This window comes from Stenotrophomonas sp. NPDC077461 (genome assembly GCF_049545475.1).
Lineage (GTDB): Bacteria > Pseudomonadota > Gammaproteobacteria > Xanthomonadales > Xanthomonadaceae > Stenotrophomonas > Stenotrophomonas nematodicola.
Genome location: NZ_JBMWDO010000007.1, coordinates 219,375 through 232,910, shown reverse-complemented (window position 1 = coordinate 232,910; position 13,536 = coordinate 219,375). Strand labels below are relative to the sequence as shown.

The 13,536-nt window shown below is 67.6% G+C and carries 10 protein-coding genes; all 10 read left to right on the top strand.

Translation table 11 applies throughout. The annotated features are described in order from the left end of the window. The first annotated feature begins 163 nt into the window (after positions 1-163). The 10 genes from ACPEH8_RS14065 (at position 164) to ACPEH8_RS14020 (ending at position 13,520) form a co-directional block, all read left to right on the top strand. A complete protein-coding gene (locus ACPEH8_RS14065) occupies positions 164-2,590 on the top strand; it encodes a heavy metal translocating P-type ATPase (RefSeq protein ID WP_080354477.1) in 2,427 nt (808 codons plus the stop codon). A 44-nt stretch (positions 2,591-2,634) separates the two neighbouring features. After that, entirely contained in the window at positions 2,635-3,057 is a 423-nt protein-coding gene (locus tag ACPEH8_RS14060) for a hypothetical protein (RefSeq protein WP_017357200.1), read from the top strand. Positions 3,058-3,315: 258 nt separating this feature from the next. After that, positions 3,316-4,509: a TolC family protein gene (locus ACPEH8_RS14055; RefSeq protein WP_229296417.1), complete on the top strand. Its 1,194-nt coding sequence runs from the start codon at positions 3,316-3,318 to the stop codon at positions 4,507-4,509. Further along, positions 4,506-5,918 carry an efflux RND transporter periplasmic adaptor subunit gene (locus ACPEH8_RS14050; protein WP_017357198.1) on the top strand — a complete coding sequence of 471 codons (1,413 nt, stop codon included), beginning with the start codon at positions 4,506-4,508 and terminating at the stop codon, positions 5,916-5,918. Before ACPEH8_RS14055 ends, ACPEH8_RS14050 begins: the two co-directional genes overlap by 4 nt. A gap of 1 nt (position 5,919) precedes the next feature. After that, positions 5,920-9,069: an efflux RND transporter permease subunit gene (locus ACPEH8_RS14045; protein ID WP_049404640.1), complete on the top strand. Its 3,150-nt coding sequence runs from the start codon at positions 5,920-5,922 to the stop codon at positions 9,067-9,069. A 172-nt stretch (positions 9,070-9,241) separates the two neighbouring features. Then, positions 9,242-9,754, top strand: a complete 513-nt coding sequence (locus ACPEH8_RS14040; RefSeq protein WP_017357196.1) for a MerR family transcriptional regulator — start codon at positions 9,242-9,244, stop codon at positions 9,752-9,754. Further along, positions 9,751-10,065: a DUF2933 domain-containing protein gene (locus ACPEH8_RS14035; RefSeq protein WP_088434186.1), complete on the top strand. Its 315-nt coding sequence runs from the start codon at positions 9,751-9,753 to the stop codon at positions 10,063-10,065. The genes ACPEH8_RS14040 and ACPEH8_RS14035 overlap by 4 nt, the downstream gene beginning before the upstream one ends. A gap of 1 nt (position 10,066) precedes the next feature. After that, positions 10,067-10,732 (top strand): methyltransferase family protein, encoded by a 666-nt coding sequence (locus tag ACPEH8_RS14030; RefSeq protein WP_017357195.1) that lies wholly within the window; start codon positions 10,067-10,069, stop codon positions 10,730-10,732. Continuing rightward, positions 10,729-13,116: a heavy metal translocating P-type ATPase gene (locus ACPEH8_RS14025; protein WP_049404642.1), complete on the top strand. Its 2,388-nt coding sequence runs from the start codon at positions 10,729-10,731 to the stop codon at positions 13,114-13,116. The genes ACPEH8_RS14030 and ACPEH8_RS14025 overlap by 4 nt, the downstream gene beginning before the upstream one ends. Continuing rightward, positions 13,113-13,520 (top strand): hypothetical protein, encoded by a 408-nt coding sequence (locus ACPEH8_RS14020; RefSeq protein ID WP_049436410.1) that lies wholly within the window; start codon positions 13,113-13,115, stop codon positions 13,518-13,520. The genes ACPEH8_RS14025 and ACPEH8_RS14020 overlap by 4 nt, the downstream gene beginning before the upstream one ends. The last annotated feature ends 16 nt before the right edge of the window (positions 13,521-13,536 follow it).

Sequence of the window (13,536 nt, the reverse complement as noted above, 5' to 3'; positions counted from 1 at the left end):
CAGGAGGTGCGGGCTTTGATGCAGAGTGTTACGGCTGAGGCCTCGCTGGCCATCTTGTTCCAGAATGTTGTTTAAGTGCTCTGGACGCTCAGCCCCGAATAGCTGTGTAACCCGCAATGGCACACTGCCTTGGCAGTCCATCCCCACTAAAGCGAGCATCGGCATGAACTCACCGTCGTCCCATGACCATCACCATTCTGCAGGCGCAGCCCCTGTCGAGGCTGCGGATGGACGGGTCACCGATCCGGTCTGTGGCATGCAGGTCGATCCCGCCACGACGCAGCATCATGCGACCCACGCCGACACACCTTTCCACTTCTGCTCGGAGCGATGCCGCGCGAAGTTCGTGGCCGATCCGGAGCGCTATCTGACGCCCCAGGACGAACCCGAGGTGGCACAGCCCGGCGCCATCTACACCTGCCCGATGCACCCGGAAGTCCGGCAACAAGGTCCAGGCAACTGTCCCTTCTGCGGCATGGCGCTGGAGCCGGAAATGCCGAGCCTGGAGGACGATGACAATCCGGAACTTCGCGACTTCTCGCGCCGGTTCTGGTGGACGCTTCCGCTGACTGTGGTGACGCTCGTGCTGGCCATGTTCGGCCAGTACCTCCCGCGTGTCGTGCTGGGCGACGTGCAGATCCTGCCGTTGTCGATCGACGTGCAGACCTGGGTCGAGCTGGTCTTGACCACACCAGTCGTGCTGTGGGCCGGCTGGCCGTTCTTCGAGCGCTGCGTGCAGTCGATCCGCAACCGCAGCCCGAACATGTTCACCCTCATCGGGATTGGCGTTGCGGCCGCCTTTGGCTACAGCCTGGTCGCCACGCTGGCACCCGGCTTGTTCCCACCGTCGTTTACCGAACATGGGCGCGTCGGGGTGTACTACGAGGCGGCGGCGGTGATCGTTTCGCTGACCCTGCTCGGCCAGATGCTGGAACTGCGGGCGCGCTCGAAAACGTCCGCGGCGATCAAGGGCCTGCTTGGCCTGGCGCCGAAGGAAGCCCGGCGGGTCAACGCCGACGGCACCGAGGAAGACATCCCGCTGACCCACGTCCACGTCGGCGACCACCTGCGCGTGCGTCCCGGCGAGAAGGTGCCGGTGGATGGCGAAGTGGTGGAAGGCCGCTCCAGCGTCGACGAGTCGATGCTCACGGGTGAACCGATTCCGGTCGAGAAGACCGCAGGCGACCAGGTCATCGGCGCGACCCAGAACGGCACCGGCGCGCTGGTGATCCGCGCCGCCAAGGTGGGCTCCGACACCGTGCTGTCGCAGATCGTGCAGCTGGTCGCGCAGGCGCAGCGCTCCCGCGCGCCGATGCAGCGGATGGCCGATATCGCGGCCTACTGGTTCGTGCTCGCGGTGCTGGCGATCGCGGTGGCCACCTTCTTTATCTGGGGCTCCTTCGGTCCGGAGCCGGCCTGGACCTTTGCGGTGCTCAACGCGGTCTCGGTACTGATCATCGCCTGCCCCTGCGCGCTGGGCCTGGCGACGCCGATGTCGATCATGGTCGCCACGGGCAAGGCGGCGCAGGTGGGCGTGCTGTTCCGCGACGCCGAGGCCATCGAGCACATGCGCCGCATCGACACCCTGATCGTCGACAAGACCGGCACCCTCACCGAGGGGCGCCCCGCCTTCAAGGAAGTCGTGGCCTTCGAGGGCTTCGACGCCGACCGGGTCTTGCACCTGGCCGCCAGCCTGGACCAGGGCAGCGAGCACCCGCTGGCCGACGCCATCGTCGCCGAGGCTCGACGCCGGAACTTCGAGTTCGACCGCGTGGAGGACTTCGACTCGGTGACCGGCATGGGTGTGCGCGGGTCCGTGGCCGGCCATGCGCTTGCGCTGGGCAATACCGCGCTCATGGACGACCTGGGCGCCAATCCCGCTGCGCACGTCGACGTGGCCGAGCGGATGCGCCGCGAGGGCGCGAGCGCCATGTTCCTGGCCGTGGACGGGCGCCTGGCGGGGCTGGTCGCGGTTGCCGACCCGATCAAGGCGTCGGCCGCGGCGGCCATCAACGAGCTCCACGCCGCCGGGCTGCGCATCATCATGGCCACCGGCGACGGGCTCACCACCGCACGGGCCGTGGCCACCGAGCTGGGCCTGGACGAGGTGCATGGCGAAGTCCGCCCCGAGGACAAGGCCGAGCTGGTGCAGCGCCTCAAGCGCGAAGGCCGGCGGGTGGCGATGGCGGGCGACGGCATCAACGACGCCCCGGCGCTCGCCGCGGCCGACGTCGGCATCGCCATGGGCACGGGCACCGACGTCGCGATGTCCAGTGCCCAGATCACCCTGGTCAAGGGCGACCTGCGGGGCATCCTGCGCGCCCGGAAGATCTCCCAGGCCACCGTGGCCAACATGAAGCAGAACCTCACCTTCGCGTTCCTCTACAACGCGCTGGGGGTGCCGGTCGCGGCCGGGGTGCTCTACCCCGCATTCGGGATCTTGCTGAGCCCGATGGTCGCGGCGCTTGCGATGAGCTTGAGCTCGGTGTCGGTGGTGGCCAACGCCCTTCGCCTTGCCAAGTCGGCCGCCGTACCGTCCTCGCCGACCACATCTGTGCCGCGCCAGCCCCTGGGCCTGGCCAAGGATTGACTTGGATCAATTGCATCGGTTCCAGTAAGAGGTAAGCTCACGCCATGGTCCACATCCGCCATCGGAACTTGTTCCAGCGCACCGCCCTCCTCGCGATGGTGGCCCTGCTCTGGTCCCAGTTCGCGCTCGCAGGCCATGGCGATTGCCTGGATCTCCCAGTCACGCCGGCGGCGTTTGTCGCTGCCGCCACCGACACCCGACACGACCATGGCCACGGCTGCGATGCCGAGCTCCCCTCAGCGAGCAAGGCAGTGTGCGACGCGCACTGCACCGAGGGTGACATCTCGGCGGACAGTGGGCGCATCCCTTCGATTCCGCCGCTGCTGGCCGAAGCCTGGTTCTCCTGGCTTGCGATCGCCGCGATTGCGGATGCTGCGCCAGGTGTCACGGCTACATGGGTGGATTCGCCGCCCAGACCCGCCTGGCACCGACCTACCGCCCATCCAGCGGCACTCCTGCTGATCTGATGCCTGGACGCTGACTGCTCCGCACGTCTGTGCGGCGCAGTCCTGTGCGTTCGCGCCGTGGCTGCGTCACGGCATGTGTTCCTGCCCTCGTCCGAGCGACCTGCGTCGCGTCGGCCCAAGGACACTGATATGGCATCCCCGTTCGACCGACTGCCGGCCAGGCGCCTGCACCCTCGCCCTCTGTCCCGCCGTCTGCCACCGCTCCGGCACCTTCTTGCCGGCGTGCTTGCCGGCGCCTTGTGGGCCCTGGCGCTGCCGGTGACCGCCACCGAACCCGTCCCGGGGCACAGCCTCGAGTCGATCCGCGCCTGGGTTCTGGAACACAACCCGGAATTGCGGGCCATGGACTTCGAGGCCCAGGCCGCCGAAGCACGGATCCAGCCAGCGGGCGCCCTACCCGACCCGACGGCTTCCCTTGGATTCCGCGGCCTCGATCCGGACAAGCCCTGGCGCTCCGCCGGTGCCGAGCGCGAGGTCAACTACGCGCTGCGCCAGCGCCTCCCGCTTTGGGGCAAGCGCGCCCTGGCGCGGACCGCGGCCAGCCAGGACGCGGTCGCGGTCGGACTCGATCGCCTCACCACTGCGCGCGACTTGCTGGCCGACGCCGAGGCGGCCTACGCACGCTACTGGCATGCCGACCAGGCCGTGGCCGTGCTTGATCGCCGCATCGCCCTGCTCCGCCAGGTGGAAGAGATGGCCGGCGTGCGCTACGCCCTGGGTCGCGCGGCGCAGCAGGATGCCATCCGCGCCCAGGTCGAGCAGACCAGCCTCCAGCGCGAGCGGATCGAACGCCTCGCGACCAAGCAGGAGGCGGCCGCCACCTTGAACGCGGTGCTGGGGCGCCGGTCCGATGCACCGCTGGCGACTCCCGACGAGGCGCCGCGCCTCGCCGTCCACAGCGCCTCGCTTGCCGAGGCACTGGATGACGCCGATGCGCATCCCGCGGTGCGCTCGCAGCAGGCTCGCGCCGAGGCGGCGCGCACGAACGTGGTACTGCAGCGTCGCAACCGCTTTCCCGACATCACCCTGGGCGTGGGTGCGATGCAGTTCGGCAACGGCATCGAGAGCACCGAGCTGATGTTCGAGGTCGAGATCCCGTTCCAGCAGCGTGCCCGCCGCGAGCGCGAGCGCGAATCGCGCCTGCTCGAAGACGCAGCGCTTGCCCGCAGGGACGCCACGCTGCGGGCCGTCGAGGAACGCGGCGCTTCCGCCTGGTCGCAGTGGACCAACGCGCGCGAGCGTCGCGGACTGATCGAGAACACGCTGCTGCCGCAGGCCGACGCCACCTGGCAGTCCGCCCTGGCCAGCTACCAGGTCGGTGAAGTCGACTTCGGGACGCTGCTGGAAGCACTCAATGAATGGCAGGGCGCCGACCTCGCACGGGTCGATGCACTGCGTGACGAACTGTTGGGCGCCGCCGCCGTGCGCGCCATCGAAGGAGAGATCCGATGACCCGTGTCCAGACCCTGTCGCTCGCCATCGGCGTTGCACTCGCCGCCCTCGCCGTCGGCTGGATTGCCGGCCGCGCCACGAACGACTCCCCGACCGCGGGCACGTCGATCGACGGCCCGGCCGCAGAACGCAAGGTGCTCTATTACCGCAATCCCATGGGCTTGGCGGACACGTCGCCGGTGCCGAAGAAGGATTCGATGGGTATGGACTACGTCCCGGTCTATGCCGACGACGCACCGCCGGCGGCACCGGGCACGGTGGTGCTGCCGCCGGACAAGGTGCAGGCGCTGGGCGTGCGCACCGAAGCGGTCAAGCGCGGAGCCCTGTCCGCTACCGTGCGCACCAGCGGCACGGTCGAGGTCGACGAGACCCGGCAGTACGCGATCGCCCCGCGCTTCGAAGGCTGGGTGGAGCGGCTGTACGCGAACCAGACCGGCATGCGGGTCAGCGCCGGGCAGCCGCTGCTCTCCGTCTACAGCCCGCAGCTGGCCGCGGCGCAGCAGGAATACCGGCTGGCCGACGAGACCGCCCGCAGGCTGGCCGGGTCCGATCCCGCGAGCGCGGCGTCGATGGTCCGCCTGCGCGATGCCGCCCGCACCCGCCTGCGCAACTGGGAAATCAGTGACGCGCAGATGGGCAAGACGGGCCTGGTGCTCACCGCGCCCGCGGACGCGGTCGTGATCGAGAAGCCGGTGGTCCAGGGCGCGCGTTTCGAGCCCGGCGAAACCATCCTGCGCCTGGCGGACCTGTCGAAGGTGTGGGTGATCGCCAAGGTGCCGGCGGCGCAGGCCGCGGGTATCCAGCCCGGCCAAACGGCCCGCTTTGAAACCGTGGCCCTGCCGGGCCAGGTGGCCGAGGGCGAGGTCACCTTCGTGCAGCCCGTCATCGATGCGATGACGCGCACCGTGGATGTGCGCATCGCCCTGCCCAACCCCGCTGGCGACCTGCGGCCCGGGCTGTATGGGACGGTGGTGCTGGAGGAGCCGGGGGCTGGACCGGTCCTGACCGTTCCGCGCTCGGCCGTGCTCGACAGCGGCACGCGCCAGGTGGTGCTGGTCGAGACCGGCCCTGGCCGCTTCGCACCGCGCGATGTCAGCCTGGGGCGGCGCGGCGGCGATCGCATCGAGATCCTCGACGGCCTGACCGAGGGCGAGCAGGTCGTGGTCTCCGCCAACTTCCTGATCGACGCCGAAAGCAACCTGCAGTCGGCACTCCAGGGTCTTGAGGGTCACACAGGACACGGCGCGCCTTCGGGCACCGCTGAGGATCCACACGCCGGGCACGGCGAGGACGCCGCCGACCCGCACGCAGGTCATGGTGACGAGGCCTCTGATCCGCACGCCGGTCATTCCATGCCGGCTACCCCGGAAGAGACTCCGCCCGCCCCCACCGGCCACGAGGGGCACTGACATGCTTGGCCGTCTCGTTGAATGGTCGGTGCGCAACGTCTTCCTGGTGCTGCTGATGGCGCTGGCGATTGTCGCCGGTGGCATCTACGCACTGATGAACACGCCGCTGGACGCACAACCGGATCTGTCGGACGTGCAGGTGATCGTGTTCACGGAGTACCCGGGGCAGGCGCCCCAGGTGGTCGAGGACCAGGTCACCTATCCGCTGACCAGCGCCCTGCTCGCGACGCCGAAGTCGAAGGACGTCCGCGGCTTCTCGTTCTTCGGCGCCTCCTTCATCTACGTCATCTTCGAAGAAGGCACGGACCTGTACTGGGCGCGCTCGCGCGTGCTCGAGAACCTCAACGTCGCGTCGAAAAACCTGCCGGCTGGCGTGGCACCGGCACTGGGACCCGACGCGTCCGGCGTGGGCTGGGTCTACCAGTACGTGCTGCAGAGCGACCGCCACTCGCTGGACGAGCTGCGCGCGATGCAGGACTGGTACCTGCGTTACCAGCTCACCACCGCGCCCGGCGTGGCCGAGGTCGCCAGCGTCGGCGGCTTCGTGCGCCAGTACTCGATCACCGTCGATCCGGTCCGGCTGCGCGAGTTCGACATCCCGATTTCACGCGTGTCCGAGGTGATCGCCGAGAGCAACCGCGACGTCGGCGGCCGCGTGATCGAGATGGCCGAGACCGAGTACATGGTGCGGGGCCGCGGCTACCTGCGCGGTATCGAGGATATCGAGAGCCTGGTTCTGCGCGCCGAAGGGGGCGCACCGGTGCTGATCGGCGACGTCGCCCGGGTCGAACTGGTACCCGATGAGCGCCGTGGCATCGTCGACCTGGACGGCGAAGGCGACGTTGTGGGCGGGATCGTCATTGCGCGCTTCGGCGAAAACGCCCTGGCCGTGATCGGGGGGGTGAAGGACAAGATCGCCCAGCTTGCGAGTGGACTCCCCGAGGGCGTCAGCGTCCAGGCGGTCTACGACCGCTCCGATCTCATCGTGCGCGCGATCAAGACGCTACGCACGACGCTGCTCGAGGAGAGCCTGATCGTCGCACTGGTGTGCCTGGTATTCCTGTTCCATGCGCGCAGCGCGCTGGTCGCGATCGTCATGCTGCCCGTCGGCGTGCTGATCGCGGTGATCGCGATGCGCATGCTGGGCATGAACTCCAACATCATGAGCCTGGGCGGCATCGCGATCTCGATTGGCGTGATGGTCGACGCGGCGATCGTGATGATCGAGAACGCGCACAAGCACATCGAGCGCTCCGACGGCTCCCGCAGCCGGACCCAGCTGATCATCGATGCCTGTCGCGAGGTCGGGCCGGCGCTGTTCTTCAGCCTGATGATCATCACCGTCTCGTTCCTGCCCGTGTTCGCCCTGGAGGCTCAGGAAGGTCGCCTGTTCAAGCCGCTGGCCTTCACCAAGACCTTCGCGATGGCCGGTGGCGCGCTGTTGTCGATCACGCTGGTACCGGTACTCATGCTGCTGTTCGTGCGCGGCAAGATCGTGCCCGAGCACAAGAATCCGGTGAACCGGTTCCTGGTTGCGGCCTATCGGCCGGTGATCAACGTCGTTCTGCGGCATCGCATGGCCACAATCATGTTTGCGTTGGCCGCCCTGTTTGCAAGCCTGTGGCCTGCATCGCGGCTGGGCAGCGAGTTCATGCCAACCCTCAACGAAGGCACGCTGCTGTACATGCCCGCGTCGCTTCCGGGCATGTCGGTGACCAAGGCCTCGGAGCTGCTGCAGCAGCAGGACCGGATCATCAAGGGCTTCCCGGAAGTGGAGTCGGTGTTCGGCAAGGCGGGCCGTGCCCTGACGGCCACCGATCCCGCACCGCTGGAGATGTTCGAGACCGTCATCAACCTCAAGCCCGAGGACGAATGGCGGGACGGCATGACCACCGACAAGCTCATCGCCGAGATGGACGCGGCGCTGAAGTTCCCGGGCGTCGCCAACTCCTGGACGATGCCGATCAAGGCGCGCACCGACATGCTGGCCACCGGCATCCGCACGCCCGTGGGCATCAAACTCTTCGGCACGGACCTTGAGCAACTCGACGCGCTGGCCACCGAGATCGAAGCCGTGGTGCGCGAAGTGCCGGGCACGACCAGCGCGTTCGCCGAACGCCTGACCGGCGCCTACTACCTCGACATCACCCCCGACCTTGGCAGCCTGGCCCAGTACGGCGTCACCCTGGGCGAGGTGCAGAACGTGGTGGCCGCCGCGCTGGGCGGCGAGATCGTCACCACCATCCTCCAGGGCCGCGAACGCTTCAGCGCGATCGTGCGCTATCCCCGCGAACTCCGCGACGATCCGCACCGGATAGGCAGCCAAGTCCTTGTGCCGGTGCCCGGCGGCGCCCAGGTGCCGCTGGGCGAACTGGCGCGGATTGAGGTCAGGAAGGGTGCGCCGAGCATCCGCACCGAGAACGCGATGCTGGCGGCGTACATCTACGTCGACACCCGAGAGAGCGATCTCGGCCGCTACGTGAAGGCTGCGCAGGAAGCGGTCACCGAGCAGGTGCAGTTCCCGCCTGGCTACTACGTGACCTGGAGTGGACAGTACGAATACATGCAACGTGCCGCGGAGAAGATGCGTGTCGTCGTTCCGGTGACGCTGGCGCTGATTTTCCTGCTGCTGTACCTCAACTTCCGCCGTGTCACCGAGTCGCTGATCGTGATGCTGTCGGTGCCCTTCGCACTGGTCGGTGGCATCTGGCTGATGTGGATGCTCGACTACAACACCAGCGTCGCGGTGATCGTGGGCTTCATCGCGCTGGCCGGCGTCGCCGCGGAAACCGGCGTGGTGATGCTGATCTACCTCGACCACGCACTTGAAGCGCGTGCCGCGCAGAGGCAGGCCGAAGGCCGGGCACTGGATTCACGGGACCTGCGCGAGGCCATCATCGAAGGCGCGGTCGACCGCGTGCGCCCGAAGATGATGACCGTGGTCGCGATCATGGCGGGCCTGCTGCCCATCATGTGGAGCAGCGGTACTGGCTCGGAAGTCATGCGCCGAATCGCTGCGCCGATGGTAGGTGGCATGGTGTCTTCGACCATCCTCACCCTGGTCGTGATCCCGGCGCTGTACTCGCTGATCAAGCAGCGGCAGCTGGCCAGGAAGCCGCACCCCTCCTCCGCACTACCCAAGGAGAAGTAGTGATGGGGCCGTTCAACGCAGGCAGGGACCGACGGCTCATGCAACTGTGGCCGCGAACATCCGTCCGTCCACGGCCAATTCGCGCGTTACTGGCTTCGCCCACCGCAAGGCCGGTTGACCTGTGTGCGAGACACAGGTCTAGCCTGATCAACACCTCGCCGGGAGCAAGCCGATGACGACCAAGGAAGAAGTGACGCTGCCGCTGATGACGGTCCGCCAGCTGGCACGGCAGGGCGATGTCACGGTGCATGTGGTGCGCAACTACCTGCGGCGCGGTCTGTTGCAAGCGGCCACGCATACCGAGGGCGGCTACCAGTTGTTCTCCACCTCGGAGCTCCTTCGCCTGCACTTCATTCGCACGGCGCAACACCTTGGCTTCACGCTGGGGGAAATCGAGGAAATCATCCACCACAGCCTGCTGCGACATAGTCCCTGTCCGCTTGTGCGGGACATCATTCGGCGCAGGCTCGACGACACCCGCCAACAACTGGACAGGCTGCTCGCCATGCACGGACGAATGGAGCGTGCCATCCACGCCTGGGCGGAGCTTCCGGACTCCATTCCGACTGGCGATGACGTCTGCGCATTGATCGAATCTGTTGCCGCTGCTGAAGGCGGCGGGTTCGTCAAGTCCACCCCCCGGCGACTTCTTGGACGCCGCCCCACAGAGGAGAATTTGCCATGACAGCCTCCAGTCCTGCCCCCTCAGGCTCCCGACGCTGGGTCTTCTGGATCTTCCTGGCGCTGGCCGTGTTCTATCTCGCCGTCGAGCACGGCGCCCACCTTGGGGGGACGCTTCGCTGGTTGCCCCTGGCCATCCTGCTGCTATGTCCCTTGATGCATGTGTTCATGCACAAGGGGCATGGCGGTCATGGAGGTTCCGGAAGTCATGGGCGCGACGGCAATGCCGACGACACACCCCATGGCCAGCATGAGAGCCGTAGCAAGCGGGCACTGAACGACGAAACGTCCGACACCTCGAACGGAGGGCACTGACATGCAGGCACCCGACTCCGGCTACGGTCTTTGGCTCCTCGCCGCCATCAACGCCGCGTTCTTCATCTTCTTCGCCTGGAGCTTCTACAAACCGCTGACCCGTTGGGACTGGCGTGGGTTCGGTATGTTCTCCGCCTTCGTCGTGGCCCTGTTCGCGGAAATGTATGGCTTCCCGCTGACGCTGTACGTCCTGGGCGGCTGGCTCAGCGCCAACTATCCGCAGGTGGACTGGCTGAGCCATGACGCGGGCCATCTGCTCGAGATGTGGTTCGGCTGGCGCGCCAACCCGCATTTCGGCCCATTCCACATCGCAAGCTTCGTCCTGATCGGCGGCGGCTTCTGGCTGCTGTCGGCCGCCTGGCCGGTGCTGTATCGGGCACAGCGTGAAGGCCGGCTCGCCCGCGAGGGCGTGTATGCGCGCATGCGTCACCCGCAGTACGTCGCCTTCCTGCTCGTGCTGACCGGTTTCCTGCTGCAGTGGCCCACGCTGCTCACGCTCGCCAGCTATCCAGTGCTCGTGTGGGCCTATGCCCGCCTGGCGCGTCGTGAGGAAAAAGACTGCTTGAGCCGCTTCGGCGACGACTACGTCCGCTACATGCAGGAAGTGCCGGCCTTCATCCCGCGACGCCGGCGCGGCCCCGCTCCATCCCAAGGAGAAACCCGATGACGCACGTCCACAAACCCACTGTGCGCACGCGCACCTGGCCCATCGGCGACATGGTGAGTGCCGGCTGCGCGCGCACGCTGGAGAAGGCCGTGGCCGCGCTGCCTGGAGTCAACGCCACCAGCGCGAATTTCGCTACCGCGACCCTGCAGGTGTCCTACGACCCGGCCCGCCTGTCGGCGGGCGCGGTCGCCACCGCGATCCGCGACTGCGGCTTCCAATGCAACGCGCCGATGCCCGATGCCGACCCCGCCGCAGGCGCGCACGCCCATGCTGCGCATGCCGGGCACGGACAGGAATTGGCCGCAGAGCGCCCCGCTGACGCCCACGCCGGCCACGGCGATGACGCCACGGATGCCGGGGGCCACGACGCCCATGCGGGCATGAACCACGGCAGCGATCTGCACGCCGCGGCGCGCGACATGGGCCGCCGCTTCCTGGTCGCCCTCGCCTTCGCGATCCCGGTATTCGTGTGGTCGCCCATGGGCGGGCTGATAGAGCCGCCGCCGGTGCCGTTCGGACTGCGCGAGAACGTCTGGTTGTTCCTGCTGGCGACCGGCGCCGTGCTGTATCCGGGCTGGCCATTCTTCAGCGCCGCGATCCGGTCCCTGCGACGGGGTGTGCTGGACATGGCGGTCCTGGTGCTCCTGAGCGTGGGCACAGGTTACGGTTTCAGCATCGCGTCGACGTTCTTCTTCGACGGGCCGAACTTCTACGAGGCCTCGGCCGTCCTGCTGACCTTCGTCCTGCTTGGCCACTGGCTCGAGATGCGGGCTCGCGCCGGCGCCTCGGACGCCATGAAAGCGCTGCTGAAGCTGTCCCCACCCCGCGCGGTCGTCCGGCGCGAGGGGCAGGAGCTCGACATTCCCACCGCTGAAGTGCTGGTCGGCGAGACCGTGATCGTGCGGCCCGGGGCGAAGATCCCGGTCGATGGCATCGTGACGGAAGGCAGCTCTCAGGTCGACGAATCCATGCTGACCGGCGAGTCGATGCCGGTGCGCAAGGATCCCGGAGAGTCCGTCGTCGGCGGATCGATCAACAAGAGCGGCGCATTCGCCTACACCGCCACCAAGATCGGCAGCGACACGGCACTGGCGCAGATCATCAAGCTGGTCCAGACCGCGCAGAACTCCAAGGCGCCCGCGCAGCTGCTCGCCGACCGCGCCTCGCAATGGCTGGTGCTGGCTGCGATCGTGATCGGGCTGCTGACCTTCGCGGTCTGGTTCTGGTGGCTGGGACAGCCGCTGCTGTTCGCGCTCACGCTGACGATCACCGTCTTCGTCATCGCCTGCCCCGATGCACTCGGTTTGGCCACGCCGATGGCGATCATGATCGGCACTGGCCTGGGGGCACGACACGGCATCCTCTTCAAGCATGCCGAATCGATTGAGAAGAGCGCACGCCTGGACGTGGTGATCTTCGACAAGACCGGCACCCTGACGGTCGGCGCCCCCGAGGTGGTCGACATGGCGGTCGCGCCGGGCTGGACGCAGGAGCGGTTGCTGGCCGCGGCCGCCGCGGTCGAGGCGCACTCCGAGCACCCGCTGGCGCAGGCCATCCTGAAGCGTGCCGGTCCGGTAGCCGAGCGCGCTACCGCGTTCACCAACATCGATGGCCAGGGCGCTACCGGCGTGGTTGACGGGGTGCAGGTGGTGCTGGGCAACCGGATCCTGATGGTCGAGCACGGCATCGACCTCTCGGTATTGGAAGCGGAGGCTGCGCGCCTCACCGGTGCCGGTCGCACGGTGATCTATGCCGGGGTGGGTGACCGGCTCGCAGGCTTCTTCGCGATTGCCGACGCGATCCGGGAGACCTCGCGCGCGGCCATCGACGAATTGCACCGGCGCAACATCAAGGTGGCGATGATCACCGGCGACAACCGCCCCACGGCCGAGCGCGTGGCACAGGACCTGGGAATCGACATCGTGCTGGCCGACGTGCTGCCGGGCGGCAAGGCCGATGAGGTCATCAAGCTGCAGTCGCAGGGCCTCAAGGTCGGCATGGTGGGCGACGGCATCAACGACGCACCGGCGCTCACCCAAGCCGACGTTGGGTTCGCGATCGGCGCCGGCACCGACGTCGCCATCGAGAGTGCCGACATCGTGCTCATGCACAGCGACCCTTATGACGTCGTTCGCGCGACCACCATCGCCCACGCCACTCTGCGCAAGATGCATCAGAATCTGGGCTGGGCCGTGGGCTACAACGTGCTGGCCTTTCCGCTGGCGGCCGGTGTGCTCTATCCGTTCGTGCTGTCGCCAGAAATCGCCGCGCTGTCGATGTCGGGCAGTTCGGTGATCGTCGCCCTCAACGCGTTGCTGCTCAAACGCCTTCCACTGGCGGATGCCGCCACCCCTCGCAGCCCATCTAAGGAGTCCACACCATGAATACGGTCACACACGTCGCCCATTCCAGACCCCGAGGTACCAATCGCAGCCATTGGGTCGCCGCACTGGCCCTCGCGCTCGCGTTCGCATTGCCGGGGGTCGTCTCCGCGAACGAGGGTGGGTTCCGCCACAACGTGTTGATGCGCGGCCAGGTGCTGGAAAAGCAGGACGGAACGCTTGTGGTCTGTGTCGGGCAGGCCGACGGTGCCCAGGTCGGGCAGGTGCTGGACGTGATCCGGCACAAGCGCCGTATCCGGCATTCGCGGGCCGGCGGTCCACGCTACCGCCGCGAGAACGTTGGCCAAGTGCGCATCGTCGAACTGTTCGACAGCCACTACGCGGAGGCTGAAGTGATCTCCGGGAGCCCCAAGGTCAACGACACAGTGGAGCTGATCCGCCCCTGACAGGCGCGCGGGCGAT

Coding starts and splice junctions, on each gene's coding strand:
- ACPEH8_RS14040 (WP_017357196.1), top strand. CDS start 9,242: ATGACGACCAAGGAAGAAGTGACGCTGCCGCTGATGACGGTCCGCCAG.
- ACPEH8_RS14065 (WP_080354477.1), top strand. CDS start 164: ATGAACTCACCGTCGTCCCATGACCATCACCATTCTGCAGGCGCAGCC.
- ACPEH8_RS14045 (WP_049404640.1), top strand. CDS start 5,920: ATGCTTGGCCGTCTCGTTGAATGGTCGGTGCGCAACGTCTTCCTGGTG.
- ACPEH8_RS14035 (WP_088434186.1), top strand. CDS start 9,751: ATGACAGCCTCCAGTCCTGCCCCCTCAGGCTCCCGACGCTGGGTCTTC.
- ACPEH8_RS14050 (WP_017357198.1), top strand. CDS start 4,506: ATGACCCGTGTCCAGACCCTGTCGCTCGCCATCGGCGTTGCACTCGCC.
- ACPEH8_RS14060 (WP_017357200.1), top strand. CDS start 2,635: ATGGTCCACATCCGCCATCGGAACTTGTTCCAGCGCACCGCCCTCCTC.
- ACPEH8_RS14020 (WP_049436410.1), top strand. CDS start 13,113: ATGAATACGGTCACACACGTCGCCCATTCCAGACCCCGAGGTACCAAT.
- ACPEH8_RS14025 (WP_049404642.1), top strand. CDS start 10,729: ATGACGCACGTCCACAAACCCACTGTGCGCACGCGCACCTGGCCCATC.
- ACPEH8_RS14030 (WP_017357195.1), top strand. CDS start 10,067: ATGCAGGCACCCGACTCCGGCTACGGTCTTTGGCTCCTCGCCGCCATC.